At 38.3% G+C, this 26,467-nt stretch carries 26 protein-coding genes and 2 tRNA genes; 16 read left to right on the top strand and 12 right to left on the bottom strand.

Annotation, left to right across the window (positions count from 1 at the left end):
• The first annotated feature begins 7 nt into the window (after nucleotides 1-7).
• The 4 genes from EHQ43_RS07405 to rsgA all read left to right on the top strand — a co-directional run bounded on the left by EHQ43_RS07405 (nucleotide 8) and on the right by rsgA (nucleotide 5,284).
• Nucleotides 8-2,611, top strand: coding sequence for a transglycosylase domain-containing protein (locus tag EHQ43_RS07405; protein ID WP_135770540.1), 2,604 nt, complete (start codon nucleotides 8-10; stop codon nucleotides 2,609-2,611).
• Between the two features lie 57 nt (nucleotides 2,612-2,668).
• A complete protein-coding gene (locus EHQ43_RS07400; protein ID WP_135770538.1) occupies nucleotides 2,669-3,598 on the top strand; it encodes a hypothetical protein in 930 nt (309 codons plus the stop codon).
• A complete protein-coding gene (locus EHQ43_RS07395; RefSeq protein WP_135770536.1) occupies nucleotides 3,598-4,065 on the top strand; it encodes a hypothetical protein in 468 nt (155 codons plus the stop codon). The genes EHQ43_RS07400 and EHQ43_RS07395 overlap by 1 nt, the downstream gene beginning before the upstream one ends.
• A gap of 136 nt (nucleotides 4,066-4,201) precedes the next feature.
• Nucleotides 4,202-5,284 carry a ribosome small subunit-dependent GTPase A gene (rsgA, locus tag EHQ43_RS07390; protein WP_244242691.1) on the top strand — a complete coding sequence of 361 codons (1,083 nt, stop codon included), beginning with the start codon at nucleotides 4,202-4,204 and terminating at the stop codon, nucleotides 5,282-5,284.
• A 262-nt stretch (nucleotides 5,285-5,546) separates the two neighbouring features.
• Here rsgA and EHQ43_RS07385 read toward each other — a convergent pair.
• A tRNA-Tyr gene (locus EHQ43_RS07385) sits at nucleotides 5,547-5,628 on the bottom strand.
• A 12-nt stretch (nucleotides 5,629-5,640) separates the two neighbouring features.
• A tRNA-Thr gene (locus tag EHQ43_RS07380) sits at nucleotides 5,641-5,715 on the bottom strand.
• An 84-nt stretch (nucleotides 5,716-5,799) separates the two neighbouring features.
• Between EHQ43_RS07380 and EHQ43_RS07375 the strand changes: the two genes are divergently transcribed.
• Genes EHQ43_RS07375 through EHQ43_RS07360 form a run of 4 tightly spaced genes read left to right on the top strand, consistent with a single transcriptional unit; the run spans nucleotide 5,800 to nucleotide 8,910 of the window.
• Complete coding sequence (locus EHQ43_RS07375; protein ID WP_135770534.1) at nucleotides 5,800-6,189, top strand: hypothetical protein; 390 nt, start codon at nucleotides 5,800-5,802, stop codon at nucleotides 6,187-6,189.
• Nucleotides 6,190-6,198: 9 nt separating this feature from the next.
• Nucleotides 6,199-7,011: a transketolase gene (locus EHQ43_RS07370; RefSeq protein ID WP_135741060.1), complete on the top strand. Its 813-nt coding sequence runs from the start codon at nucleotides 6,199-6,201 to the stop codon at nucleotides 7,009-7,011.
• 48 nt (nucleotides 7,012-7,059) lie between these two features.
• Complete coding sequence (locus EHQ43_RS07365) at nucleotides 7,060-7,953, top strand: transglutaminase-like domain-containing protein (RefSeq protein WP_135754512.1); 894 nt, start codon at nucleotides 7,060-7,062, stop codon at nucleotides 7,951-7,953.
• Between the two features lie 3 nt (nucleotides 7,954-7,956).
• Nucleotides 7,957-8,910: a polyprenyl synthetase family protein gene (locus EHQ43_RS07360; RefSeq protein ID WP_135741062.1), complete on the top strand. Its 954-nt coding sequence runs from the start codon at nucleotides 7,957-7,959 to the stop codon at nucleotides 8,908-8,910.
• Nucleotides 8,911-8,923: 13 nt separating this feature from the next.
• On the opposite strand, the gene EHQ43_RS07355 is transcribed toward EHQ43_RS07360, so the two are convergent.
• Nucleotides 8,924-11,110 carry an ATP-binding protein gene (locus EHQ43_RS07355; RefSeq protein WP_135770533.1) on the bottom strand — a complete coding sequence of 729 codons (2,187 nt, stop codon included), beginning with the start codon at nucleotides 11,108-11,110 and terminating at the stop codon, nucleotides 8,924-8,926.
• A 22-nt stretch (nucleotides 11,111-11,132) separates the two neighbouring features.
• Nucleotides 11,133-11,846 carry an LIC10920 family plasminogen-binding lipoprotein gene (locus EHQ43_RS07350; protein WP_135754514.1) on the bottom strand — a complete coding sequence of 238 codons (714 nt, stop codon included), beginning with the start codon at nucleotides 11,844-11,846 and terminating at the stop codon, nucleotides 11,133-11,135.
• 88 nt (nucleotides 11,847-11,934) lie between these two features.
• Between EHQ43_RS07350 and EHQ43_RS07345 the strand changes: the two genes are divergently transcribed.
• Genes EHQ43_RS07345 through EHQ43_RS07330 form a run of 4 tightly spaced genes read left to right on the top strand, consistent with a single transcriptional unit; the run spans nucleotide 11,935 to nucleotide 16,862 of the window.
• Nucleotides 11,935-13,749 (top strand): chloride channel protein, encoded by a 1,815-nt coding sequence (locus tag EHQ43_RS07345; protein ID WP_135770531.1) that lies wholly within the window; start codon nucleotides 11,935-11,937, stop codon nucleotides 13,747-13,749.
• Entirely contained in the window at nucleotides 13,746-14,327 is a 582-nt protein-coding gene (locus EHQ43_RS07340) for an ATP-dependent zinc protease family protein (RefSeq protein ID WP_135741066.1), read from the top strand. Before EHQ43_RS07345 ends, EHQ43_RS07340 begins: the two co-directional genes overlap by 4 nt.
• A 1-nt stretch (nucleotide 14,328) precedes the next feature.
• Nucleotides 14,329-15,912 carry a 7TM domain-containing protein gene (locus EHQ43_RS07335; RefSeq protein ID WP_135770528.1) on the top strand — a complete coding sequence of 528 codons (1,584 nt, stop codon included), beginning with the start codon at nucleotides 14,329-14,331 and terminating at the stop codon, nucleotides 15,910-15,912.
• Nucleotides 15,912-16,862 (top strand): alpha-L-glutamate ligase-like protein, encoded by a 951-nt coding sequence (locus EHQ43_RS07330; protein ID WP_135770526.1) that lies wholly within the window; start codon nucleotides 15,912-15,914, stop codon nucleotides 16,860-16,862. The genes EHQ43_RS07335 and EHQ43_RS07330 overlap by 1 nt, the downstream gene beginning before the upstream one ends.
• A gap of 8 nt (nucleotides 16,863-16,870) precedes the next feature.
• On the opposite strand, the gene EHQ43_RS07325 is transcribed toward EHQ43_RS07330, so the two are convergent.
• Nucleotides 16,871-17,383, bottom strand: coding sequence for a DUF6580 family putative transport protein (locus tag EHQ43_RS07325; protein ID WP_135770524.1), 513 nt, complete (start codon nucleotides 17,381-17,383; stop codon nucleotides 16,871-16,873).
• A gap of 83 nt (nucleotides 17,384-17,466) precedes the next feature.
• Here EHQ43_RS07325 and mazG point away from each other — a divergent pair, with 83 nt between their 5' ends.
• Both mazG and EHQ43_RS07315 read left to right on the top strand, forming a co-directional pair.
• A complete protein-coding gene (gene mazG, locus EHQ43_RS07320) occupies nucleotides 17,467-18,312 on the top strand; it encodes a nucleoside triphosphate pyrophosphohydrolase (protein WP_135754519.1) in 846 nt (281 codons plus the stop codon).
• Between the two features lie 98 nt (nucleotides 18,313-18,410).
• Nucleotides 18,411-18,809 (top strand): LIC_13241 domain-containing protein, encoded by a 399-nt coding sequence (locus EHQ43_RS07315; protein WP_135770522.1) that lies wholly within the window; start codon nucleotides 18,411-18,413, stop codon nucleotides 18,807-18,809.
• A 34-nt stretch (nucleotides 18,810-18,843) separates the two neighbouring features.
• On the opposite strand, the gene lpxD is transcribed toward EHQ43_RS07315, so the two are convergent.
• The 4 genes from lpxD to EHQ43_RS07295 form a co-directional block, all read right to left on the bottom strand.
• Nucleotides 18,844-19,902 (bottom strand): UDP-3-O-(3-hydroxymyristoyl)glucosamine N-acyltransferase, encoded by a 1,059-nt coding sequence (gene lpxD / locus EHQ43_RS07310; RefSeq protein WP_135770521.1) that lies wholly within the window; start codon nucleotides 19,900-19,902, stop codon nucleotides 18,844-18,846.
• A 93-nt stretch (nucleotides 19,903-19,995) separates the two neighbouring features.
• A complete protein-coding gene (locus EHQ43_RS07305) occupies nucleotides 19,996-20,433 on the bottom strand; it encodes a DoxX family protein (RefSeq protein WP_135741073.1) in 438 nt (145 codons plus the stop codon).
• Between the two features lie 81 nt (nucleotides 20,434-20,514).
• Nucleotides 20,515-21,156, bottom strand: a complete 642-nt coding sequence (locus EHQ43_RS07300; protein ID WP_135741074.1) for a RibD family protein — start codon at nucleotides 21,154-21,156, stop codon at nucleotides 20,515-20,517.
• Nucleotides 21,153-21,350: a (2Fe-2S)-binding protein gene (locus tag EHQ43_RS07295; protein ID WP_279631077.1), complete on the bottom strand. Its 198-nt coding sequence runs from the start codon at nucleotides 21,348-21,350 to the stop codon at nucleotides 21,153-21,155. The genes EHQ43_RS07300 and EHQ43_RS07295 overlap by 4 nt, the downstream gene beginning before the upstream one ends.
• Before the next feature lie 111 nt (nucleotides 21,351-21,461).
• Here EHQ43_RS07295 and EHQ43_RS07290 point away from each other — a divergent pair, with 111 nt between their 5' ends.
• Together EHQ43_RS07290 and EHQ43_RS07285 are read left to right on the top strand one after the other, a co-directional pair.
• Nucleotides 21,462-22,817, top strand: a complete 1,356-nt coding sequence (locus tag EHQ43_RS07290; protein WP_135754522.1) for an MFS transporter — start codon at nucleotides 21,462-21,464, stop codon at nucleotides 22,815-22,817.
• Nucleotides 22,814-23,041, top strand: coding sequence for a hypothetical protein (locus EHQ43_RS07285; protein WP_012387681.1), 228 nt, complete (start codon nucleotides 22,814-22,816; stop codon nucleotides 23,039-23,041). Before EHQ43_RS07290 ends, EHQ43_RS07285 begins: the two co-directional genes overlap by 4 nt.
• 10 nt (nucleotides 23,042-23,051) lie before the next feature.
• Here EHQ43_RS07285 and EHQ43_RS07280 read toward each other — a convergent pair whose 3' ends face one another.
• From EHQ43_RS07280 to EHQ43_RS07270, 3 genes are all read right to left on the bottom strand, one after another.
• Nucleotides 23,052-23,861: an LIC13212 family protein gene (locus EHQ43_RS07280; RefSeq protein WP_135741077.1), complete on the bottom strand. Its 810-nt coding sequence runs from the start codon at nucleotides 23,859-23,861 to the stop codon at nucleotides 23,052-23,054.
• A 68-nt stretch (nucleotides 23,862-23,929) separates the two neighbouring features.
• Nucleotides 23,930-24,976: an alpha/beta hydrolase gene (locus EHQ43_RS07275; protein ID WP_135754523.1), complete on the bottom strand. Its 1,047-nt coding sequence runs from the start codon at nucleotides 24,974-24,976 to the stop codon at nucleotides 23,930-23,932.
• Nucleotides 24,976-26,466 carry a DUF2779 domain-containing protein gene (locus EHQ43_RS07270; RefSeq protein WP_135770519.1) on the bottom strand — a complete coding sequence of 497 codons (1,491 nt, stop codon included), beginning with the start codon at nucleotides 26,464-26,466 and terminating at the stop codon, nucleotides 24,976-24,978. Before EHQ43_RS07270 ends, EHQ43_RS07275 begins: the two co-directional genes overlap by 1 nt.
• Between the last annotated feature and the right edge of the window lies 1 nt (nucleotide 26,467).

Below are 26,467 nucleotides of genomic sequence, written 5' to 3'. Positions count from 1 at the left end.
AGAACCTATGTCGGTACCATCTCTCAAATACCTTTGTCCACATTGCCAAAAAGCATCCCGTTTGCCAGAGCCAACCCCAAAAGAGGGAAAGTTTCAGCTAACATGTGCTCACTGTTCAGAAAAGGTAGTTTTACAATTTATCGACTATCGATTTGAGATTGTCCAAGTTTTACCGAGCGCTAACGAAGAATCCAAACAAACTTACCAAAATTTTAAAATTCCAGTTCCGAGTATTTCTGAATCGATCCATGATTCTCAACCAAAGAAAACTTTCCAAACAAAGGTAAAACCGTTTTTTGAAAAAAAGGTTGTTTGGGAAAAAGAGCCAAAAAAAGAATTCTCGAATACCAATCGAAATCCATTTAGATTTCCAAAACGAAATCCAATCCCCAAAAAGAATTCCTCCCGTTATTCTTATCTCAGAGTGGCATTCACCATCACATCTATTGTGCTTTTTTTATTCATTGTTAGTTTTTCCTATTTTGTTGCCGGTGTGCTGAGTACAAAAAAAGAAGTTCCAGTTTATTTGGAATCTCTAGCAAAAAATATTCCTACAAAGATTCTCGATCGAAATGGACAAGTGGTTAGTGAGATTTTTCAGAAGCGAACCTCCACCTTACGTTTGCAAGACTATCCTGAAGATATGATTTCAATTTTACTTAACATTGAAGATCAAAAGTTTTTCTTTCATGGTGGGATCGATTATTCTGCTATTTTCCGTGCGTTTTTTAAAAACGTTGTGAATCTAAGTTATAAACAAGGTGCCTCCACAATCACACAACAATTAGCAAGAATCATTTTAGATGACCGACGTAAAAGTTTGAATCGAAAATGGAGAGAAGCACAACTTGCTTTTGCTCTCGAATCAGTTCTTACAAAAGAACAAATCCTTGAGACCTACATGAATCATGTGTATTTGGGGCATGGAGCCTTTGGATTTGGAGAAGGGATAAAGTTTTATTTTCAGAAAAATCCAATGGAGTTATCCAAAGAAGAGATGGTGTTACTCGCTTCTTTACCTTCCGCTCCTAACAAGTATTCACCGTTAAAAAACCCTGAAGATTCTTATACTCGTGTTCGCGCGATATTGAATATGTTTCGCAATCGTGGAATTTATCCAAATTTAGATCGTGATAAGTTTATCAGTTTGTATCATAATTTATCGACGCGTTCACCGAATGAAACTGTATTTGGCTCTCGTCATGACATCGCACCTTATGTGACGGAACACGTTCGTGCAGTTCTTTCCTCCTTGGAAGGTGAAAAAAACATCTATGAAAGTGGTGGTTATACAGTGGAAACCACTTTGGATCGAAATGCTCAAGAAGTGATTGGGCCGATTGTTCGAGAATATTTATCCAAAAATAAACGTTCTGGAAAAATCCAAAAAAAACGAGTCCGCATGAAACAGGAATCTGCTTTGGACCTTGCTTTCCGCCAACGAATGGAAGAAGTTTCCCTATTAAATGAAATGGTATGGAACCCGGACCAGTTGGAAGGTGATAAAGACCAAAGTATTGTCCAAGCGGCCATTGTTGGCATCCAACCAAACACAGGTCAGGTTTTGTTCTTACATGGTGGAGATGAATTTAATTCATCAAACCAGTTTAATCGTGCGACTCAGATGCGTAGGCAAACGGGAAGTTCCATTAAAGCAGTGTTATATGCATCTGCAATTGATAATGGATCCATTCACGCTGGCATGAAAATCCTAGATGCTCCGTTGTATTACCGAGGTGGTGGTGGAAAGGAATGGGCTCCTGAAAATTTAGGAGGAAGTTTTGATGGCGAGATTTCCCTTCGCACGGCCCTTGTGAAATCAAAAAATACGGCTGCAGTACAGGTTGCGGAACGACTTGGAAGTGTTGGTATTGAAAAGTATTTCACTAAGTTTTTTTTTCCAAATGATGCAGAGAAAAAAAATCGATACCGAGGTGATTTATCTTTAGCATTGGGGACACTTGAAATCTCTCCGCTCGAGATGGCTTCGGCTTTTACAAGTTTTGTGAACCAAGGTACGATCAAACGTCCTTATCTCATCCAGAGGATCAAAAATGCAAAGGGTACGATTCTATATGAAGTTGGTGCCAGTGATGAATTTAAATTAAAATTACCAGAAGAACGCCAAGTGATTCGGCCAGACACGGCCGAGGTGATGGTGTCTTTACTTCGCGATAGTGGACGGGCGAGTGGTGTACGAAACGGTGGTTATATGGGTGACTTAATTGGTAAAACAGGTACAACCAATGATTACAAAGATGCATGGTTTGTGGGTGCAAGACCTGACCTTTCCCTTGCCGTTTGGGTAGGATATGATAATCCAAAATTTGGTATGGGTCCAAGTGGATTAGGTGGTGCAGTCGCAGCTCCACTTTGGGGTGAAATCCTTGCAACAATTGATAAAAAGAGTATCCTTCCCAAAACCCAATTTAGTTTACCGGTGTATGCCAAACCTTACAAAATTTGTACCTTAACTGGTAAACAAGCTTCCCCAACTTGTCCGAGTACACAAGAATTGTATTTATCTGATTATCCACCTGAAGGACCTTGTAATGAAGATCACAAATCGACAACCTCGGATCCTAAAGATTTAATGAAAGGTTTGTATTAATTGAATTCCACAAGAAGTAATTTTCCTTACTTTACCAACTTTTTGAAGTTTGTTGGTATGCTGGTACTGATTGGAAGTTTACAACCAATCAAAGCGAGTGGATTTTACGAAGAAGCCTATGAGATGGAACAAACAAATACTTTGTTTGCCATTCCGCTGTACGAAAAGGCATTGAGCCAAAAACCAACGGGTAAATTACAAAAGGCAGTTGTGTCTCGATTATTTTTTTTATATAAAAAACATTCTAAATTATTAGATGCCTTGTTTTTAGGAAGTCGATACCCCTCTCATATTCCCTCAAAAGACAGAACTTGGATTTGGAACCAACTCTCTGAAATATATAAACCAATCTCTGTATCCGATTTATCTTCCACGTATGTGTTGGCGAGTAAGGCCAATATGGAAAACATAAAAGATCTTTCGGACCACTTGAAACATTTAAATCTTCCCAAGTTGTATGAATTTGCATCCATCCTTCTTTTAAAACGTAAACAATATAAAGTGATTCTTTCTCTTTACGAAGAATCTCCTAATATGTTTCTTTCACCATTGTTTGTGGGAATCTCAGAATTCAAATTAGGAACTGAACAAGGAAAAGAGTTTTTAAAAAAAGTATTGGCAGATTCTGAGAAAGAAAGAACCGAACAGGAAAAATCTGATATTTTGTATTTGATGGGAGTCCATTACAGACAATCCAATGAACACGAGTTATCTGCTCGGTATTTTCGAATGAGTGGGAGTTTTTTGGCAAAACCAAGGGCAGATTTGGAAGCCAGTAAATCATTAATTTTGCAAGGGAAACAGAAAGAAATGTGTTCCACGTTTAAATTTGGTTCTTCTCCATTTGATGAAATCGAAACCATTTTGTATCACCATTGTTCCCCAACTGGTTCCCAAAATCTGAGACCTATTTTACCGAGCATTCGCATCCTATCAGAAAGGGAGGGGAATGAGTTTTTACAAGTTTTGTTCCCTAAGGAAAATTAATGGATTTATTGCGCAGTGTTCGATGGTTACTAATTTTATTTGGTGTTTTGAATATTTCCACCTATCCCTTGTTTGCAAATTTTCTAGTCACACCTGAAGTAACTCTATGTTTAGAAATCCCATCAAATTTGAGAAGCCAACTCCGTTTTTGCAAACAAAACCCCATTCAAGTTTATGGTAGGAATCCAATCGGTTCACAAAACATCTGTGTTACCGTATTGGAAGGGGAAGTGATAATGGAATCTTTCTTTACAGAGGAAATGGAAGAAACATCTGAAACCCAATGGTCTTTTTATGATCCCCTTGGAAAACAAATCTTTCCTTTAGTTAGTTGGGAGGGAAGTGAGCCTATGGTGTTTGTTTCTCTTGTGCGTTCTAAACGTGGTCAGTTTGGTGTGCAGTTACAAAGGAAAAAAGACGGTGCCTATTTTTTTTATCGGACGAAACTTTCGAATTGGGTGATATAAATGGTTGTCTTTTTCCTAAAGTATCAAGTAAGTTAGTGTCAGACTCGCAGCTAAAATAACTCAAACTGATGTGCTTGGTTCAACGGGAATTCGCCTTTACGACATGTGAATTTCTATACATACCTAGAGATGGAGTATGATCATGCAATTGTCTGATTTAGGTTGGAGTTCCTTTTTTGAACTGAATTTTGAGAAATACAAAAACGAAGGTTTCCTTGCGATGCGTATCATCCGAGAGAACAGAGAAAAATATATAGCTTGCGGTGAACTTGGAGAATTTAGCTGCGAGGTTTCAGGAACATTTCGGTTTCATGCTAAATCCAAAAGTCAATTTCCAGCCGTCGGTGATTGGGTAGTCACTTCCGTAATTACAAATGAAAGGAAAGCAATCATACAAGCTGTATTACCTAGAAAGAGTGGCTTTAGTAGGAAAGTGGCAGGCCATATAACCGAAGAACAAGTAATTGCTGCAAACATAGATATTGTATTTATCATTACCGGATTAGATTTAAATTATAATTTAAGACGCATCGAACGCTTTTTATCAATCGCTTGGGAAAGTAAAGCTTTGCCAGTGATTTTGTTAAATAAAGCAGACCTTTGTCCTGAAGCTGAATTACGCAAAATTGAAGTAGAGTCGGTTGCCATCGGTGTTGATGTGTATACAGTCAGCGCAACTCAAAATGTTGGAATCGATATTCTGAAACAATACATTCAAAAAGGTAAAACCATTGCTTTTCTCGGTTCGTCAGGAGTTGGAAAATCTACGATCATTAATTCTCTCCTAGGGAAAGAACAACTTAAGGTGAATGATGTTAGTGAATTAGGAAGTCGCGGACGACATACAACAACGTATCGTGAATTATTCATACTTTCCAATGGAGGAATGATCATCGATACACCTGGAATGCGCGAATTACAAGTTTGGGGTGAGGATGAAGGATTGAAGCATGTTTTTGATGATATTGAAAAATTGAGTTTAAGCTGTCGATACCGCAATTGTAGTCATCAAAACGAGCCAGACTGTGCGGTACAAATCGCGATTAGCGAAGGAACACTAGATCCGAAACGATTAGAGAGTTTTTTAAAAATGAAAAGAGAGTTTGAATATTTACAAGACAGACAAACCATGAAGGCAAGCGCAATCGAAAAGGCAAATTGGAAAAGAATTAGTAAACTTGCAAAGAGTATAAAAAAGAATCAAGCGGAATCAGATTGATTTTTTGAAAGAGTAGGTTAAGCCCACCGCAACACTTCGCCCACCCTTCGCTCCGCCATCCCCGCTACATTCGCGCGGGCCCGTCGTCGCTCTTTTCCGCATCCATGCGGAAACTGCTCCATCCCCCCTTGATTGCCTTCGGCAACCAACATCGCCTCAGCTTTTTATGAAAGCTTCGCGGGGTCGCAGACGATCTCCTCTATTCGAATCCTTCAGTTTGTTGTTAGTTGGGAGTTTTCTTTCGTTGAATCGAAACTTAGTTTGGGCAGGGAAGGATTCGAACCTTCGAAGGTAAAACCAGCAGATTTACAGTCTGCCCTCGTTGGCCACTTGAGTACCTACCCGAAGAAGTTGCATGGAGCCGCCTGAGGGATTTGAACCTCCGACCGGCTGTTTACAAAACAGCTGCTCTACCACTGAGCTAAGGCGGCATGCATATCCAATTTTTGTGAAAAGCCGTTAAGGTCAAATAAAAATTCTTTGAGTGGTGGTCGATTCTTCCAGAATGACCCTAGATGGCACTGTTTTTTGTAAATTCTCTAATGACCCTATCGATTTTTGGATTTTACACAGGTTATTTTTTTCGAAAGATTGATTTAAAAAAACACCGTCTCTTAAATTTGATTGGAATTTTATCAAATTTAACGGCAGCTGTTTATTTACTTTGCATAAAATATCTGTTAGGTGGGGTTTCGGAGTTTCAGATTTATCCAACGGCACCTGAAATTGTCATCCATACGCATCGTTTTTTTGCGGCTATCGCCCTTGTGATGATGCTCGTCATGGGTTATACCGGTTGGAAAAGAAATCGTAATCTTCATGTAAAATTGCATTACATCTTTTTGCCATTGTACACGATTGTTTATATCTCTGGTCTGTTTTTATTTCAGTCAAAACCGCTTTAAGGAATGTTCATGGAAAAAATTGAAGTCGCGAAGAAATTTGCAAATGATATCCGAATCCAAGTAATCAAAATGGTTACAGCTGCCAATTCTGGCCACCCTGGCGGACCACTTGGACTTGCTGATATCTACGCAGCACTTTATACTTCCATTTTAAATCATGATCCGAAAAACCCAGAGTTGCCAGAAAGAGATCGTTTGATCCTTTCCAATGGTCACGTCTGTGCGGTTCGATATGCTGCTATGGCTCTTTCCGGTTACTTCCCCGTAGAAGATCTTCTTACGTTCAGAAATATCAATTCTTACTTACAAGGCCACCCTTCTACTCGTTATATGAAAGGGATTGAGTCAAGTTCTGGATCTCTCGGTCAAGGATTATCTGTATCTGTTGGATTGGCACTTGGTGCAAAATTAAAAAAAGAGACATATAAAATTTATACATGCATATCAGACGGTGAATGCGGAGAAGGAATGACTTGGGAAGCAGCACAGTCTGCAGTGCATTTTAAAACAGACAATCTCATTGCATTTATGGATCGTAACTACATTCAAATCGATGGTAATACGGAAGAAGTAATGAAGTTAGAGCCATTGGATAAAAAGTTCGAAATGTTCGGCTGGAATGTTATCAATGCAGACGGACATAATATGGAAGAAATTTTTTCTGCCTTTGCTAAAGCTAAACAACATACAGGTGGACCAACACTCATCGTATTTAGAACTATTTTAGGCAAAGGAGTTTCTTATATGGAAAACAATCCTAAATGGCATGGAACTCCACCAAATAAAGAACAAGAAGCGCAAGCACTTGCAGAATTAGCATAAAGTTTTTGTTTCGATTGACTTTTTCAATTTAATTACGATAGTAATTGCATGGGACAAAACTCCTTTCCTGATTTTTACCCGGATGATATCACTCGTTTATTGTATGATTGGGAAGTTGCTCCTGCAGAAAAAAAACGTTTTCTATTAAAACTCATTGCTTCTCGTATTCCATGGCAGATCCAATTGGAATCTGCCTTGGATGAAGTGAAAGATCCTTATTTACGAGTCCAAGCAAGGAATCTAAAATCAGAAATTTTACGCCATCGGTTAAGGCATTCATTCTTCAAACTCACGTTACGTGGGAATACAAATCATTATAAAGATTTGGAAGAGATGGTTGTGCAACTTTCTAGCATTGGTTTTCCCGATCAAAATTATTCAGAAATCAAACATGAGTTGGATAGAATCGCACTTCGTATTTCTGAGTTATACGATGATCATTCTGGGTATCTGACAGACGAACTCAAAGTTCAAATCCTTTGCCAAGTGATGTTCCAAGAAGAAGGTTTTGTTGGAAATATCCAAAATTATAATGATCCTGGTAATTCGTATTTATTCCAAGTAATCAAAAGTCGGCTCGGCATTCCTATTTCGTTATCAGTGATTTACCTTCTTGTGGCACAAAGGCTTGGACTTCCATTGTATGGAACCAATCTTCCTTTACATTTCCTTTTACAATATGAATCCGAAGGGTATTTTACTTACATCGATCCATTCCACGGTGGAGTTCTATTAGACAAATTCACCTGTGAAAAATTTTTAGAGGCGAATGGTTATTCCAATTCTCCAAAGTATTTCACAAAAGCATCCACACTTTCTATGATCAAACGAATGTGTCGTAATTTACTCCATATCTATCGAGACAACCAGTCCAAAGAAATGGAAAATATGATAAAGGATCATCTTCAGATTCTCGAAAGCCGATCCACACATGTGGAATAAAGGATGAATTCAAAATTTAAGATCCAAACTATCCTATCTAAATTTGATAAAAACCTAGATAGTATTATTCACGAGGACATTCCTATCCTCAAAAAAATCAAAAAACAAGTCATCACATCTGGAGGCAAAAGGATTCGTCCTTTTGCACATTATCTTTTTTGTCAATTTTTGAATGTAAAGGGCGTTAGTTGGTTAGACGTAGGGAGTGTTGCAGAACTTATACATGCTGCTAGTTTACTCCATGATGATGTAGTGGACAATGCTCCCATCAGACGCGGAAAACCAACGATTGGTGCAAGTTTCGGAAACAAAACTGCCATCCTTGCAGGTGATTATTTGTTGGCATGTGGTATCAGTAGGCTCAACTCCCTCGGAAATCCAGAACTCATGGAAATTTTTTCCCAAGTGTTAAGAGATCTTTCTGTAAGCGAACTATTACAGATGGAATGGGAAAAAAATCCAAATATCACACTCAAAATATATGACCAAATCATCTATGGAAAAACAGCCTCATTGTTTGGCGTTTGTACAGAATCAGCAGCCATCTTAGCGAACAAATCAAAAGCGGAGAGAAAACAGTTTCGCCAATTTGGAGTTAGGTTAGGAAAATTATTCCAAAAAAAAGACGATTGTTTAGATTATTTTGAAGATTCTAAAACAAGTGGAAAAGAATTTTTAAAGGATTTTAAAAACGGACTTTATACCTATCCAGTTTTGTTATTACGCTCAAAACTCAATCTTTTGGAAAAACGTAAGCTGAATCAATTATTCCAAAAGGAAATTCGTGATGCCAAAGATGAAGATACAATTCTGAATCTTATGGAATCCAAAAAAATACCAATCATTCTTCACAAAGAATTGGAATCAGAAAAAAACGATTTATTACTCTTTTTAAATCAATTCCCCAAAACAGATGAAAGAGAACTTTTTATCGAACAATTAAACCGTCTTACTTAATGATTGATTGGTTTTATTCCGTAGCATTCGGATCTATGAGTTCGATTGCTGGGAGTAATATAGAGAAACAAGTTCGACCCGATTCCGATTCGACTGAAATGGATCCATTGTGTTTTTCAATGATGGATTTTGTAATCCCAAGACCCATTCCTGTTCCTTCTCCTTGTTGTTTCGTCGTAAAAAATGGTTCGAAAATCTTTTTTTGGATTTCGATGGGAATACCTGGCCCATTGTCTATCACTTTCACTTCGACATATCTTCCATTTTTTTCTGTGGTGATCGTAAGATTTCCTTTAGTCTTCATAGCTTCTAATGCGTTTAAAATTAGGTTTGTCCAAACGCGCATTAGGTCTTCTGGCCATCCAAGTAATGTGGCATCGGTTATAAAAGTTTTCTTTAATGAAACTTTGCTACGCATTTTATATTGGTATATCGTAATGACCGTTTCAATATTTTCTAGTAATGTGAATATTTTTCTATGTTCTGAATGAGTGGCTCTCGAAAAGTTTTTGAGTGCAAGTATAATCTTTGAAGAACGATCTACCGCAATTTGTATGATGGAAAGATGAAGTCGAAAGTTTTTTTCATCCAAAATTAAGTCGGTAAGTTTTTCTTTCCCTTTTTGCAATAAAGAAATTTCATTATCTTCTAATCTTGTGATCCCTACATCTAAGAATTTTTCTAGTATTGCTTCATCGTAATTTAAACCATTATCTTTGAGGATTTTTTTTAGATTGGCTTTTTTTTCTTTTCGTTCAGTATAACTTGCTACAAGTCCAAAATCAGATTGGTATTGGAATAATCGTTTTAACGTAAGAATTTCAGAATTTTCCAGTGTATCATAAATATTTTCTTTAGAACCTAACTCTGTAGTTTCATTTTGTTTGGATTCCATCAAAGTCTCAATCGATGCTTTGATAGCACTGAGTGGGTTGTTAATTTCATGTGCAACACCAGCAACAAGTTTCCCTAACTCGGTCATTTTTTCGGAAAGAGCCAATTGATTTTCTGTTTGGCTTAATTGTAAAATCGCATTTTCTAATTTTTCTTTTTGAAGTTGTAATTCTTTCGTTCTTTCTGAAACCATAAATTCCAATTCTTCATTTACTTTTGTTACTGTTTGTTCATTGAAAATTCGCTCCTGGATTTGGAATTTTGAAATTACAATTGTAAAAATTGTCATTTGGATTGCTGTACCAATTTCATTGGCAGAACTTAAAAATGGAAATGAAGGTAAGTATCCCGTGTTTGTGAAAATGAGTAATGTTGTACTAAATTGTCTAACCAAAAAAGCAAAAAATAAAACATTTGCATGTTCCTTCTTTTTGATGAGTGCATAAATAGAATAACCAAACGTAGATGTTGATAACATCAAACTATTTGTATAAATAAATCTGAAATATAATTGTAAATCGAAGAATACTAAAACTATAGAAAGAAACAGTATATAAAGGTATATCTTTATATATCGATCAAAGTTAGGGTGCTCTTTTTTGATTTGTAAAAATTCTCGAATGAATAAAACAAAACCAATTGGACTAAGAGATAGAAGGCCTGGAACGTAACGGTAAAACCAATTTAAATCACTGTATCCGTATTCATAAAAAAGACCAGATCGAAGAACGTTTGTAAATAGAACTGTTGAAGTAGCAAATGTTAATAGTAGAGAAATTTTTTCCCTGAGCAAAACATATTGGGCAGCTGTAAACAAACACAATAGGATACATAAACCTAAGTAGAGACCTTGCCATATGGATATAGATTTTGAGTATTGGAATAATTCAGATTCTTTTCGAATACGAAAATTGATTCGATGTGTATCATCAGATTTGATTCGGAAACGATAGATTCCTTTATCTTTTGCAGGGAATAAAAATCCGCCCGTATACGAAACTTCAGGGTGTTTGCTCCTCAGTAGTCCAGTTTTAATTTGTTTTTTTAATTTCCCCTCTTGGTAGAGATCACAATCAAGTTCTGAAAACATTCCATTTTCAAAATGGAAATATCTATTGGGGTCTTCGTCTAATTCGATTTGGTAGTAGTGGCTTTCTTTGGTAAAACCGAAGTAGTATATGGATTGAGGAGGTGTATTCTCTGCAATCACTCCATTTGTTTGGGTTCCCAAATGGATTAATTTTTGTTCCCCTTCTGCCCATAAGAGAAAGGGAACACAGATTAGACTTACAACAAAACGAAGCAAATCTATAGTTCAAATAAACTAATTATTGAGGGACAATGTTTGGAGCATTACACTTCAAAGTTCCGCGAATGATCACCGATTTCGCATCGCTTGTTGTATTTTGAACTAAACAAGTTCTGTTATCGCTCGTAAAACACTGAGTAGTTGAAGTTCCTGAAGTACAGTTCACTCCATCTAACGTATTACAAGAATTCAAGATATTCGTAGTAGATGTTGCTGTAGTGCTATAAGTTCCATTGAGAGTAATCTCTAAATTGAAGAAGGATATTTGTTGGGCACTTTGTAATGCTGTGTCAATATTGATCCCTTGGTTGAACCATTCAACAGTTCCTTGTGTACCTTGGACCGTTTTTCCAAATAGACCACCAGCTAGGACAAACCCTTGTTGTGGATCAATTTTACCTTGGATTTGAGTGCTGTCATATGTGAAACGTAAATTCAGAGTTTCTTTGGTTTTGAAAATAAGCTGAGAGATCACTGTGAAACGAGTGTTATTTGTTGTAGAACCTGATGTTCCACCAGTAGTTCCAGTTGTCCCACCTGTTGTTCCGGTTGTTGTTGTCGCAGGTGTTGCTTGGCCACAACTTGTTGTGATATCGCTATCGACTTCTCCTAAGAAATAGAGAGAGGGTTCTCCATCGGGAAAAATAGAGACTTCTGCTTTGTTTTCATTTTTGAGACCACAGCCCCAAAAAATAGAAGAAAAGACCATAAATACGGATACCAATCGAAGCATACCATTCAATCGTTGCAGGAAATCCCTATTGGGTCAAGAGGATTCAGAATTTCCTTGGGAAATTTGATGGAAATTCAAATCTTGACAAATGCGGCTTCCATTCGGTCTAAATGCTGTGTTTTCGATCCAGGGACCTAGGTCGATTTATGTCTATTCCCTTTTCATTGGCTTACTTTCTGGTTTTGGGGCCTATGGCTTTAATTGGGCCCTCACTTGGACGGAATCGTTCACATTTGGCAATCTCATCGGATATGATCCAGGTACACCTGCCGGTGATTTACATTTCCATTCTGTGGGAAGTGTGGGAGTATTATCGCCTCTTTGGATTTTATTTTTACCAGCCATTGGTGGTTTACTAGTTGGAATCATCACTAGTTTTTTCTGCCCAGAAGCTCAAGGAGGAGGGACAGATTCGCTCATTCATGCCTTCCATTTTAATGAAGGAAAAATTCATACCAAGGTTCCTTTTTACAAAGCAATTGCCACCATACTGACATTAGGTTCTGGAGGTTCAGGAGGGAAGGAAGGACCTACTGCACAAATAGGTGCAGGATTCGGATCCAGTCTTGCTAATTTTTTAGGGGCAGGAGCGAGGGCAAGACGTACACTGATGCTTGCAGGAACTGCTGGTGGACTCGGTGCGATATTCCGAGCACCACTCGGTGGTGCTATCACAGCAGTGGAGATGGTGTACCAAGAAGACATCGAAAGTGATTCGCTTGTCCCTTGTATTTTATCTTCCGTAACTGCTTATCTCACTTATACAAGTATTGCAGGTAGTGGTTCTATTTTTTCCGTACAGGAATATAGTTTAAACGATTATCGTCATATTCCACTTTATATATTACTTGGACTTCTGTGTTATGTGGTCGGTTATTTTTTTGTAAAAGTATATCACTTCGTTCAAGATATCTTTTCTAAACTCCCTTTGCCAAACTTTTTAAAACCAGCGTTTGGTGGTTTGATAGTTGGATGTATCGCATTACTTTTTCCCGAAGTTTTAGGTTCTGGTTTTGGACTCATCCAGAGGATGATTAATGGCGAAGTCTTAACTTCGACTAGTTTTGGTTTTTCCGGACCTTTCTTTTTACTTGCTGTAGCAATCTTTAAAGTGTTTTCCACATCACTCACTGTTGGATCAGGCAGTTCTGGAGGACTCCTTGGTCCTTCGTTTGCCATCGGAGGGATGTTAGGTGCTTTTGTGGGAACGATGGCAAATGTTTTGTTCCCTGAACTCAATATCATCGTGTTTCCATTTTTGCTCGTGGGTATGGGTTCATTCTTTGCAGGTGTGGCAAGAGCTCCGATCGCTGGGATGATCATGGTATGTGACATGATCGGAAGTTATGCATTACTACCTGCGCTAATGATTGTTGCTATGATCGCAGTGGTTTTATCTCATAAGATTTCGATCTACAGAAACCAAATCAAAAACAGATTTTTATCACCTTCTCACCATTGGGATATGAACCAAGATATTATGGATCGGATTCGGATATTGGATCATTTTACAGAGTTCCGAAAATATGCAATGGTCTCAGAACATTTATCACTTACACAATTACAAACTAATGCGCCAGGTATCCAAGCAAGTGATTTCATTTTGATTGGATCTAATGACGAGTACAAAGGAATTGTATCTCTAAGGAAAAATAGAATCCTTCCAGAATATGAACAAGAGCTAAAAAATTTAATCACTTGCGGAGAAATTGTACAAGATGTGCCACCTGTGTGTCAATCGGATACATTGGGGAAAGCTCTGCGCATTTTATTAGAATATGATGTCGACAAACTTGCTATTGTTGAAGATAATAGGTGTCTAGGATATTTACGATATATTGATTTATTTAACGCATACCAAAATGAAGTGAAAAACAAAAATAAATTAAGAAAAGCTATATGATTCGATGCAAAATGTTATATTATAAAATTCATAAATTCTCATTCAAATTATATTTTAAATATTTTCCAATTGTTTTGGTGATTTTGTTTTTCAATTGTTTTGGAACAGGCCAGGTGGTCGAAAAAAAACCAGACCAACACATAAAACCGATCACCATCCCACCCCAATATTTAAAACCAATTGTTGGACGAGTAGAGTGGGTGGAATTCCCTAATTGGAAATTAAAACTGAGAGCAAGGATTGATACAGGTGCATTGTCGTGTTCAATCAATGCAGTGAATATTGAAAGAGTCACCGAAAACGGAGAAACATTTATTTTGTTTGATACATTTGTGAATGAGAAACCTGTCCGTTTGAAAAGCAAATTTGTAAAAGAAGCAAAAGTCACAAGTACTTCTGGTGTGTCTGAAAAAAGAATAATGATTAGCGAAGTCATTAAGATTGGAAAATATAAAGAAGAAACTATGATCAACTTAAATGATCGAACCAATCTCAATTATCCCATTTTGATCGGAAGGAATTTTTTACGCGGAAAATTTTTAGTCGATGTGTCTTTGTCACACCAACTGGGAGATTAATTTGGATCGAAAAACATATATTACCGTTGTTATCCTAATCATATTGCCAATACTTTCGATTCTGTATAAACTGAATGTCGCTGAATTATCAATTTTACCAGTATCTGTGGATGATACAGTAAATGTCCAGGTTGTGATTTCTCCCAAAGAAAATGTAGCGATATCAGAGGTGAGTTTTCCAATTCCGAAACAATTCATCCAATCAAAAGTTTTAAAATCAAATACTAAAACAGAGGACCTAGAATTTCGAGTACTCAAAAAACAATATGGCCATTTAGGAATTTGGGAAGGAGAAGACTGGAATTCTCCCATTGGTTACTATGCAAAAATCAAAATGTTACCTTATGAGAACATAAATCCAGAACCAGAAATTCCCACACCTTCGAAAAAAAAAGTAACAAAAGAACCATATTATTTATCACTTAAACAATTTTCTCAAGAAGAGTTGACGCTTGCTAAAAAATTATACGAACAAATCCACCCTTATGATAAGGACAATGTTTCCTCTGCGAAACAAATTTATTATTTCATTTCAGAAGAGATCATTAATACACATAAGGATATCACTTTATCTGATACCATTCGGGTGAATAGTGGGAATGCTTATACTCAAGCACTCCTTTTTTCATTACTTTGTCGCATGCGAGGGATCCAAACACGGACTGTCGCTGGTTTTGATTTAAACAAACAGACAGAAAAAGACAACAAAAGCAAAATCACGTTTTGGAACGAAATTAGATTCAATGGGAAGTGGTATTTTGTTTCGACTTATAAAAATGTTTTTGCAAGTTCTGTTTCGGGATACCTGCCGATTTGGAAGTCCGTAGAGGAAAAAAGAAGTTTAGGAGAAGATCCAGCTACCTTTCGTTATACGGCATACATTACAAAATCAAATGTAAACAGGTATAATTTTAAAGAATATAGCGAGGAAATTGCATCTAGTAATAGTTTTTTGCGTTATTATTCTCTATATAGTTTGCCTACTCCCTTACAAAATTTGTTTCGTCTCGTGATTTTGATTCCGATTGGAGCCCTGGTTTTGTCTGTTGCTCGGAACATGATTGGGATTCCAACTTTTGGAATTTTTACACCGATCTTACTCGCTATGTTTTTTTATGAAACCAACCTTTGGTTTGGAATTGGATTTTTCCTTTTGATGATTGGGCTTGGGTTTTTCGAAAGGTATGCTCTCGACAAATTTTATTTACTCGCTGTACCTAGGCTTTCGATTTTACTCACAATTACAGTTCTTACCTTAATTTTGTTTTCTATTTTGAATGAAGAGATAACTATTTTTAACCAAATGAGTGTGACATTATTTCCCATTGTCATTACCACAATATTTGTAGAACGATTTTCGATTATGATCATTGAAGAAGGTGTGATGCATACATTGGTCACATTGTTCGGAACCCTTGTGATTGCTCTCATCAGTTATATGATCTTTTTCTTTGGTTCTTTACAAATCCTATTTTTCACACATCCAGAACTTTTACTCATTGTGATTGCGATTCAAATATTACTTGGATTGTATAAAGGTTATCGAGTATCAGAGCTCTTTCGGTTTAAGGAAATATTTAAATAGTGATTTCTATATTCAAACAATTTGAAAGAGAAGGAATCCTTGGCATCAATCGTAGGATTGGAGAATTCATTTTACCAAATAACCCAAGAGAGTATTATCCACTCGTCGATGATAAATGGAAAACAGCTGAGCTCACAAGGCAGTTCCATGTCCCTATGCCAAAACATTATGGAGTCATTGATACCTTTGGTGGGATCCAAAAAACAAAGGAGTTAGTAACAGCTCATCCTGGGTTTGTTGTCAAACCCGCCAATGGTGGGATGGGGAATGGAATATTAGTCATTAGCCATAGTGAAACTTTGGAGAATGGAAAGGTTTTGTTTCATAAATCGGATGGAAAGGTTGTCAGTGAAAAAGAATTAAACCATCATATATCTGGTATATTATCAGGTTTATATTCGCTAGATGGAAACTCTGACACTTGTATCTTACAAGAACGATTGGAATGCCACCCATTCTTCCAAGAAATTTCCTTTAGAGGCATTCCGGACATCCGTGTCATCGTGTATTTAGGATACCCTGTGATGGCAATGTTACGATTGCCCACAAAGGAATCAGGTGGTAGAGCAAACCTTCACCAAGGTGCGCTTGGTGTTGGTGTCGATTTAAAAAATGGCACGTTAACACATTCAGTTTGTAATGACAAACTCATCCATGTCCATCCAGACACCAAACAAACATTACAAGGTAGAGTGATACCTAACTGGTTTGAAATTTTAGAAATGTCTTCACGTTGTTATGATATGTCAGGACTTGGTTACCTTGGAGTCGACATTGTCCTCGATGAATCGAGGGGGCCACTTTTGTTAGAAATGAATGCAAGGCCTGGACTAGGGATTCAAATTGCGAATCGAATGGGGCTTGTGGGTCGTTTGAAACGAGTGGAGAATATTCGCAATTCGGCGGATGGTCCAAAAGACAGAGTCCACCGAATGTTAAATGAGTTATAGTAGAAAAATTAAACGGATTGTTTTGCGGTTTGGAACACTGTGCGATTTAGGAATGCCATTGATCCAAATAAAATTCCAGAATACACTATATCACCGAGGATTGAGTTTTGGAAAAAAGGAATCGCCAACACAAAACATTCTGCAAGCCCCGCTAGATCCAAACTGTACATCCCACTGGTAGCCCAAACAGCCAGGTTTGTGACCAAAAAGAAAACAACCGAACCAACCACCGTGTAGCCAAAGGATTTGGAAACAGACGTTCCAATTTGTTTTCCCAAAAGAACGGAAAGAATCATAAACCCATACACAACTGGCATTAGGTCATGGAAACCAATGAAAAAATCTGAGACAAACATCGCTGCGATTGGTACCACAAGCGCTAATCTTCTATCTGCCAAATAAGCACCAGAAAAGAGAGAGACGGCCAAAACAGGCGTAAAATTCGGAGGGTGCGGTAAAATACGACTTAGGACAGTAGCAATCACCATCAGAATGGCAACAGAAACACGAGATTGGAACATAGGGATAGACTCGTAAAGGGGGGGGGCTTTCGCAAGATAAAATTTGCGTTTGCTTCCCGCATGGATCGGGAAAAATACAACGAGTGAACCCACCCAATTTTGATTCACCCATCCAAAACTTACGGAAACTCACTTCCGACTTACGAAGTCCCGAAGGATGTCCCTGGGACAAGGAACAAACACATATTTCTGTGATCCCCCACCTATTAGAAGAAACTTATGAAGTGGTTGATACGATCGAACGCGGAGATGACAACCATCTGAAAGAGGAACTCGGAGACTTACTCTTCCAAATCACCTTTCATAGCCAACTTGCAGAAGAACGTGGTGCATTTACATTTGATGATGTAGCAAACGATGTATTCCAAAAATTGGTGTTCCGCCACCCACATGTTTACGGCAACAAAGAAGGTATTGGTACTGGGGAACAAGTTCTTACCCAATGGGATCAATTGAAACAAAAGGAAAAAGAGAAAAAAGGAATCCAAAATTCTGATCCAAGTATCCTTTCAGGCATTCCAAAAGCTCTTCCTGCAATCCAACGTTCTGAAAAAATCCAATCGAAGGTCACCAAACAAGGGTTCGATTGGCCTAATGTAGCAGGAGTTTTCCAAAAGTTCCAGGAAGAAATCAAGGAGCTAGACATTGAACTCCAAAACCAAGGTTCTCTTACTTCAAAAAAAATACCATATGACGAAAGGATTGAAGATGAGTTAGGTGATCTTTTTTTCTTACTTGTGAATTTATCGCGTAAACTTTCAATCGATCCCGAATCTTGCCTCCGTCGTGCCAATGAAAAATTTGAAACCCGGTTTCGTTTGATGGAAGGGTACGTGGCAAAAACGGGAAAAACTTTGAAGGATTATTCCTTAGAGGAACTTGATGAGTTTTGGAACCAAGCTAAAGTGCAATTAAGAGAAAAACATTAACCCAAATCATTTTGGATTTAGCAAATATAGAATGACACGACGACAGTCAGGATTCAAAATTAAATGTATTGTCTAACCCAGAATCATATGAGAGTGGAATGAATACCATTGATATAAACGATTTACCAACTCTAAAAGAATTTTCGATCATCGCCTATAACTGGTTATCTAAAAACTTTCCAAAGTCTGATAACCTAACAAATTTTGATCCTAGTTCCGATCTTTCATTCCCCATTCGATGGAAATCAATCATAGAAGGTGAAATCTTTGAATGGGTAGTTTCTGATATGGGTTCCATCACATTGAGATTAGGTGGACTGGAGGGAAACAGACGTAATCCAGCTCCCATTTTTTATTTGAGCCTTTTGAAAAAAGAAGGAGTAGGGTTTCAGTGGGCCGATCCCGACGGCAATTCTGTATCTTTCCCCGATCTTTCCATTCTAGAAGAGGTAAAATCGAGAGTCCGATTGTATTTGGATTCACAGCCTACAACGTAAGCTGTGAATTATTTGTTAAAACTAAATCTAGGTTTTACGATTCTTTTGTTTCGATTCCCACTTTTTTTTCAATGTTTTCAATGCGTTTGAGCCATTTGTTTAAGTTGACTATGTTTTTGATATTCACTCTGTACTTTTGGAATTCAGGGAAGGTAAGTCCTAAGTCCCAACCTACATAAACATCTTTTGTTTTTGGGGAAGTTCTAAGGCTCGATCCACCTGCGATGATCGTTCCATCTACGAGTGTTAAGTGGTCACTGATGGCACAAGCACCACCAATAATGACATTGTTTCCAAGAGTTACACTGCCAGCAAGACCAGATTGGCCAGCAATGATGACATGGTCTCCCACCTTACAGTTGTGAGCAATATGTACCATGTTATCAAATTTACACCCATTTCCTATGGTTGTGTCAGTAAGCGCACCTCGGTCAATCGTACAATTGCTTCCCACTTCCACATCATCACCGATGACCACCCGTCCCACTTGTGGGATTTTGTTATGTTTACCTTCTGCAAAAACAAATCCAAAACCATCACCACCAAATGTAGAATTTCCAAATACAATGAAACGTTTCCCAACGATCGTATCATCAAAGAAAACACAGTTTTGACCAATGCGAGCTCCATCACCAATGTGCACTCTGTTTCCAATTTTGACCCCATCTTCGATGATGCAATCATTCCCGATGATAGAATCTTTTCCAATGGTTACAAAATGACCGATGTCTGTATTGGATCCGATTTTGGCACTTGGGTCAATGGCAACTTGTGTGCTACGTTTTCCTGAAGGTTGTTTTTCTGGAAAAAATAATCGGATGATTTTGGCAGTTGCAAGTTCGACTTTGGCAACGACAATGATGGGTTTGTCGCTGAGTGATTCAGCCGTTTCTTGGGAGACAACAAGTAAAGATGCTTTGGATGCTTTAGCTTCATTAATAAAAGTTTTGGAAGCAACGAAGGATATATCAGTAGGACCAGCGAGAGTTAAGGAAGTAAGACCAGTGAAGTTTACATTCTTCAGTGTTTCTGAATTTTGAAATTTTGCTTCTGGTAGAAGTTGTTGGAGTGTAGCTAGATTGATTTGAGTCATCTCCGATTCCTTATCAATGGATTTAAGACAAGGAATCAGAGAGGTTAAAGTTTGGCTAACACTATTAGTTAGTCTTAACCAACAAAGTTGTGATTACCCTTCGATTTTATGGGCAATGATATCATCTAAAGAGAACGAACCAGCCCCTTTGATGATTAATGGAATCGCAATACCAACTGCGAGGATGTGGTATTCATATCCGTATCCGTTATTGTTAACAAAAAAACCATTTGGTAAGTGTACAAGTACTGCCGCAACAACCATAGTTGATGCAATTCCGAATGCTGCAAGGCGAGTGAAGAGTCCAAGGATCAGACCGATCGCACCAAAAAATTCGGCTACAATTGCGAGAACACCAAAAATGTAAGGGATCCCTAAGCTAGAGAAAAATCCCATCGTTCCTTCAAATCCATATCCACCGAAAGCTCCGAGAACTTTTTGTGCACCGTGTGGGAAAATCACGAGACCGAGTGTCACACGAAGGATCGTGAGTGTAATGTCTTTATTGGTTGCGAGTAATTTGTAAAACATAGAACCTCTTATTGCTAAATAGTTTAATGTCAAACTATTTGATGGTGCGGAAACTGGTCAATCCAAAAATTAGAATTTTTCTTAAGATTTTTCGTACACGAGAAAGATCTCGTTCCCTTTCGTAAAATGTTGTTTTAAGATCCAGTTTTGTTTATCAAAACCTGGCAGTTCGGAATTCCGATCTGCAATCCCAGCAAGCCCCGTTTTCCCGATGATATATGGGACAACGGTGAGGTAAATTCGGTCCACAAGGTCCGCTTCTAAAAAGGAAAAATTGAGTTTGGGTCCACCCTCAAGGAGAACATTTTTATAACCTTTTCGTTTTAGGATCCCTGTTACTTTTTTGGGATCAATGTCGTCAGAATCCAAGGCAAAAATTTCAGCCTTATTCTCTAAACTGGTTTTGATCTCTTTTAAATTGGTTTTGGTGCAAATGATCAGAGGGATGTGGTCGGATTCTTCAAAAACGTGTTTGTCTGGAGGAAGGGTTCCTTTGCGTACGAGGATGACTGGTCTTGGATTTAAGGCATTGGGAACAGCACGGATTTTGACAATGGGATTGTCATTTAAGATGGAATTTTTTCCAATGAGGACTGCATCGGATTGGGAGCGGTAGACGTCCATTTGGGTTTTATCTTCTGATGAAGTGAGGCCATACCAACGGCCATCAGGGCGAACTACCTTTCCATCCAAGGTCATCGCCATATTAATCGATAATTTCATGAAATTTTCCTCCGGGAGAGATTCTGCAATTCGCGCTGGAGGATGTGGTAGACCTGCATCGAGCAGGTCCCGCAGCCGGTAGAGGCTCTTGTTGTTTCTCTAATTTGTTCCATGGTTACGGCACCCGCATGGATGGCACGGATTAAATCTTCTTCCGTCACCATTCGACATAAACAGACCCGTTTTGGTCTCATGAGGGAATTTAAATCGAAAGGATCCATACCTGAACTAATCATTTGACAGATTTACGAAAGGGAGGGAAACTCTTTAATTACTTTCAACCAAGGAAAATTCTGAAACCCTCTATGTCCAAAGACAAAAACCCGGAAGCCAAAAAGAAAAAAAACCGTGAAATTTTTGGATGGTGTATGTTCGATTTTGCGAACTCATCTTACACCACCGTCATTATCAGTGTCGTTTACTGTGAGATTTTCACAAGACTCGTCGTTCCTTCTGAAGTTGGTTCGGACAATCCGTTCCGAATGGGAAATACGCTATGGGCTTGGGCACTAGCGGCATCTTATTTATTTGTCGTCATCACTGGACCCATCTTTGGAGCGATCACAGACTACAGTTCTAAGAAAAAATTATTCTTATTCCTCAGTTACATCGGCTGTGTGGTTGCCACTTTTTTACTCTATTATGTAGAGCCTGGTATGATTTGGATGGGGATGGTGCTTGTTGCCTTCTCTAATTTTTTCTTTGCTTCTGGTGAAAACTTTGCCTCTAGCTTTTTGCCATTTCTCGGCTCAAAAGAAGATCTTGGGAAAATTTCGGGTTATGCATGGGGGATTGGTTACTTCGGTGGAATCGGTTCTGTTGCTCTTGCGACAACACTTGGAGATTATACCTTGGACAACTTTGCCAACTTAAAGTTAGTTGGTCCTTATACTGCGATTTTCTTTTTAATCGCAGCAATTCCTACCTTTCTCTTTTTGAAAGAACCTCATTTGCCACTTGGAGTTTCTCATAAGGTAAATTATTTTAAAATTGGAAAGGATAGAGTTATCCAAACTTTAAAAGATGCAAAAGAATTTAAAGATTTGATGATCTATTTGGTATCATTGTTTTTTACGATGGCGGCGCTTGCAATCGTAATCTCATTTGCCTTTATTTATGGATCACAAGAGATTCATATTGAAGCGGAACATAAACAAGCAATGTTTATCTTCATTCAAATTGCTGCTGCAATCGGTGCCCTTGCATTTGGTGTGATACAGGATAGTATTGGTGCTAAAAAAACATTTAACTTAACGCTTGTTCTTTGGCTTGCGACATGTGCATTAATTTATTATGTACATGACATCACGGCATTTGCGAATCAAATACTGGGTAAAAATTGGACAGTCCAATGGGTATTTGTATTTATTTCTTCACTGGCAGGGATGGGACTTGGTTCCACTCAATCTGCTTCCCGTGCTCTCGTTGGGATTTTTAGTCCCGAATCAAAATCGGGTGAGTTTTTTGGGATGTGGGGTCTTTCAGGAAAAATTGCCGCAGCTGCTGGTTTATTTTTATTCGGTTACATCCAAACCTTGGTGAGTTTACGGAATGCCTTTTTGGTAGTTGCATTCTTTTACTTTTTATCACTTCTGATTAACTTTTTTGTAGATGAAGAAAGAGGAGTGGAAGCCGCAAATCGGTTCCAAGAAAAAACATGATTGTAGAAGACGAGGACGATTTTGAATTACACCAGAGCCAAAGAAATTTGGCTCTCGCTACCATCGACGAATTGATGTTAACCAAAATGGATTTGTTAGATGCCGAGAAAAAGGTTCCTCGTTTTATCAATAATGCTTTGTCTTATTTGAAAAGGAAGTATGTGACAGAGGAGCAGACGATTTCGCAGCTCCTCATGAGTCGAAGGGAAAAACAACAAACTTGAGGTATTATTTTTAGTTTGTATTATAATCCAAAATTTTTGTGATCATTTGTTTTTGATCCAACTCTACACTACGTAATTTGAATGCAGTATGTTTTGCAATCTTACGTAACATCTTTTTGTAAGACCTCATAATGTGTTTTTGTTTGTCATAAGGGAGAGGATCTTTCTCATCATTTAACACCATCGCAATGTCTGCTTCTGCAGGTTGCACTGGATCATTTGGCCAAATGGTATCTGATGTCAAGGAACGATAGTATTCTAATCGAATGTCAGAATTTGTATCCAATTTAGCTTCCCCTTTTTCATCTTTGTCAGGACTTTCCGATCTTGGTGATGGGTTGATGAGCCTACGCATTTCCTTTACATGGATGGTTCCATCTGCATTCACCCTTCGAAATGAAAGGATGATTTTGTCTAAGTCGCTAAAATCTTCTTTTGGGTAAATGTAAGCAATTCCATCATACAAAAACACCGTAGGCCAATCAATGTAAGATTGTCCTTGTGGTAATTTGATTTCCATATAAGGTTTTCCATCTTTATCTTTTTTGTATAATTCTTTATGTTCTTGTGGGGTTTGGGCAAGATATTGGGCTGCCGTTTTGTCGACTCCCAATTCTTGGAGTTTTTTAATCTTTCGCAGGTTTCCAATGATGCTTGCGTGTAGGGTATCAATTTCGTTATCACCAAAACCATTTTTCCTTTGTAAGTCGATTTGTTTTTGGGAGTCCCTTTCCTTTAAGGTAACGGAGGCTGGTTTTTCTGCAAAAAGAGCAGTCATTCCCAGTAGGTAACAGAGAAGAATGGAATATCGTAGCATCATGACATACCTCTAGATGTTGTCCTTTATAGTATCGAATCTTTCTGTGTCGATTCTTGAATGGAACTGAATTAGATTTTTATTTGCGAAAAAAAACGGAGGAGGGACTGGAAAAGGTCTTCTTCTGCTTCTTTTGCTTTCGGAATGAGCCCCGACAACTGGATGTACCCATGCACAAGGGAAGGGAAATGTCGTTCTTCCACCTTAACGCCTGCTGTTTGCAGGTGTTTGGCATAGGTTTCTGCTTCTTCTCGGAGTGGATCAAACCCTGCGATGCCAATATAAGTGGGCGGGAGGCCTTTTAGTTCTTTGGTGTCTGCCAAAACTGGCGAATTTTGAACCAAACTTCTATCTTTGGTTTGTGGGAGATAATTTTGGATGAACCATCGCATGAGCGATTTTGTTAAGACATAATTTTCTCCGAAGAGATCGTATGTATCTGATTCTTTGGAAGTATCAAGCATAGGGTAAAGTAAGGCTTGGTAGATCGGAGCTTGCACATTGCTTTTTTTGGCGCGTAAACAAAGTGTGGTGGCAAGGAGTGCCCCTGCACTGTCTCCGCAAACGGCAATGGCCTTTGGAGACCCGCCAAAGATATAGGCAGAATTGCGAACATATTGGTAGGCAAGCCATGCATCTTCATGAGCGGCTGGGTAAGGGTGCTCTGGTGCCAAACGGTAATCCACTGCAATCACGATGCTTTTCGTATAATGAGACAATTTACGACAAAAGGAATCATGTGTGTCCAAGTTACCAATGCTAAGTCCTCCTCCATGGAAAAAGAGAATGGTAGGAAGGTTTCTTTTTTGAGGGTTTGCATTGTAGACACGGATAGGGATAAAAGAAGCACTGGGAGTTGGGATGAGTTTGTCTTCGATATGGGGAATCGGAAATTCCGCCTCTTCGAAGAGTCTCATTTGATCGCGGTAATGTTTTCGCGCTTTTTCTGGACTCATTTGTTCCATTTTGGGTAGGTACTTTGCGATGTTACAAGCAAGTGCACAACGTGGGTCTAATGCATTCGGCTCGTTCAAATTGTTTCTTCGTGCGAGCGCGGAAATCCAATTCTCAGGTAAGGAAAAGACAAGTTGTGTGACTGATTTTTTGATACCTAACATTAAATAACCGATAATTTTTCTTGTAACATTCTATAGATTAAATACAAACCATAACTATCTAATTTGCAGTAAGCTATCAAATCCTCCAAAACACGTTTTTTTTCTTCGGCTGTCACCTGCTTTTTTATTAATCTCAAATATTGGTAATTTGCATCCTGTCCTTCTCGGATGGTGAGCCCAATATGGCTTTCATTGCTAAAACAAGGTAGGATTTCCTTTAAAGATGCCTTTCCGTTCTGCCCAGGGTGGTAAATCCAAAGTTTTTTAAACGGAAGGGCAAGATCGATAAACATCGATTTGACTGAATCCCAAAACTCTAAGTACTCAGGGAATACGTTTGTCGTTTCTTGGATGATCAATTTTTCAAAGAAATCGTTAAACGAAAAGATGGTAATGTCTCTTGGAAGGTCATTTTGCAAATGGAATAACACATGCTTTCTTGGGTCACTCGCCACGTCTTCATGTAAGTACGTTTTGTGCGTTAACGTATCAGTTTCACGATTCCAAATATGAAGGGAATACAAGTAAGGTATGTGTTGGAAGGGTTTTGTTTCGGGATAAATCGGAAGGTATGGGTTGATTGATTCAAAATCCAAAAATGCGACAGATTTTGTCACATTAGCTAAGTATTCACTCAGCTTTAGATTGTCGAAGTGAACCCTGCCAGTGAGGTGTGCCTCCTTTTGAATTTTTTGGATGGGGGTGAGTTCCGTATCCGGTACCGATTCGTACGAATTGTACCCAGATGCGAACCATTGTTTGGCAAGTTCTGAACTATCTCTATATTCAAAAATTTCTTTGGCATTTTCTCTGCCTGGTGCACAATGAGATGGTGACAAACAAGACTTTAGGGAACGACAACTTGGTTTCCGATCCAAAAAGGAAAAAGGAACAGGTTTGTCTTTTGTCTCTTTCTCATTTTCTAAAAATGAATTCCATTCTTCTTCTCTCGTGCCAAATTCTGATTCCATCCGAGATGTGATATCCTCGATTAGCAGGTATTCTTCGGGAAGGATGGGACCACCCGTGTAGACAAATTTTGTCTGGATCCGAATGAGTTTGAATCCAATCACACGAAGGCCCATGCCCTCGGCTATTTTTTTGTAAAAGAAAAAAGATCGAAGTATATCTTGTTTGATCGAACCAATGGGCCGAAAATCCCAAAGGATCCATCCATCTCGTTCTTTCTCATACTCTAAAAGTTCTACACTACAAACAAAGTTTTGGTAACGAAGTTGAGCACCAAAGTGGGAAATGTTTTGATTTAGATAAGAAGCCGATTCTTCAAAACTTTCATCTCTGTTTTGTGATTTTTCAACTGTAGGTGTATTCGGGAATTGGCTCTTACATAAAGTAAGGAAATCACCCCATTCCAAATACCCGCCGAAGGATGCTGTGGAAGGTTTTTGTACGACTCCATCTCTTATCAAATGGAATGCATTTTGGCATCTTAGAAATTGTAAGTATAAGGATTTGGTGATTGGGGTCAAT

This window comes from Leptospira bouyouniensis, from assembly GCF_004769525.1.
GTDB classification, from domain to species: domain Bacteria; phylum Spirochaetota; class Leptospiria; order Leptospirales; family Leptospiraceae; genus Leptospira_A; species Leptospira_A bouyouniensis.
The sequence above is the reverse complement of the archived record's forward strand: the minus strand, read 5'-3'. Positions and strand labels throughout refer to the sequence as shown.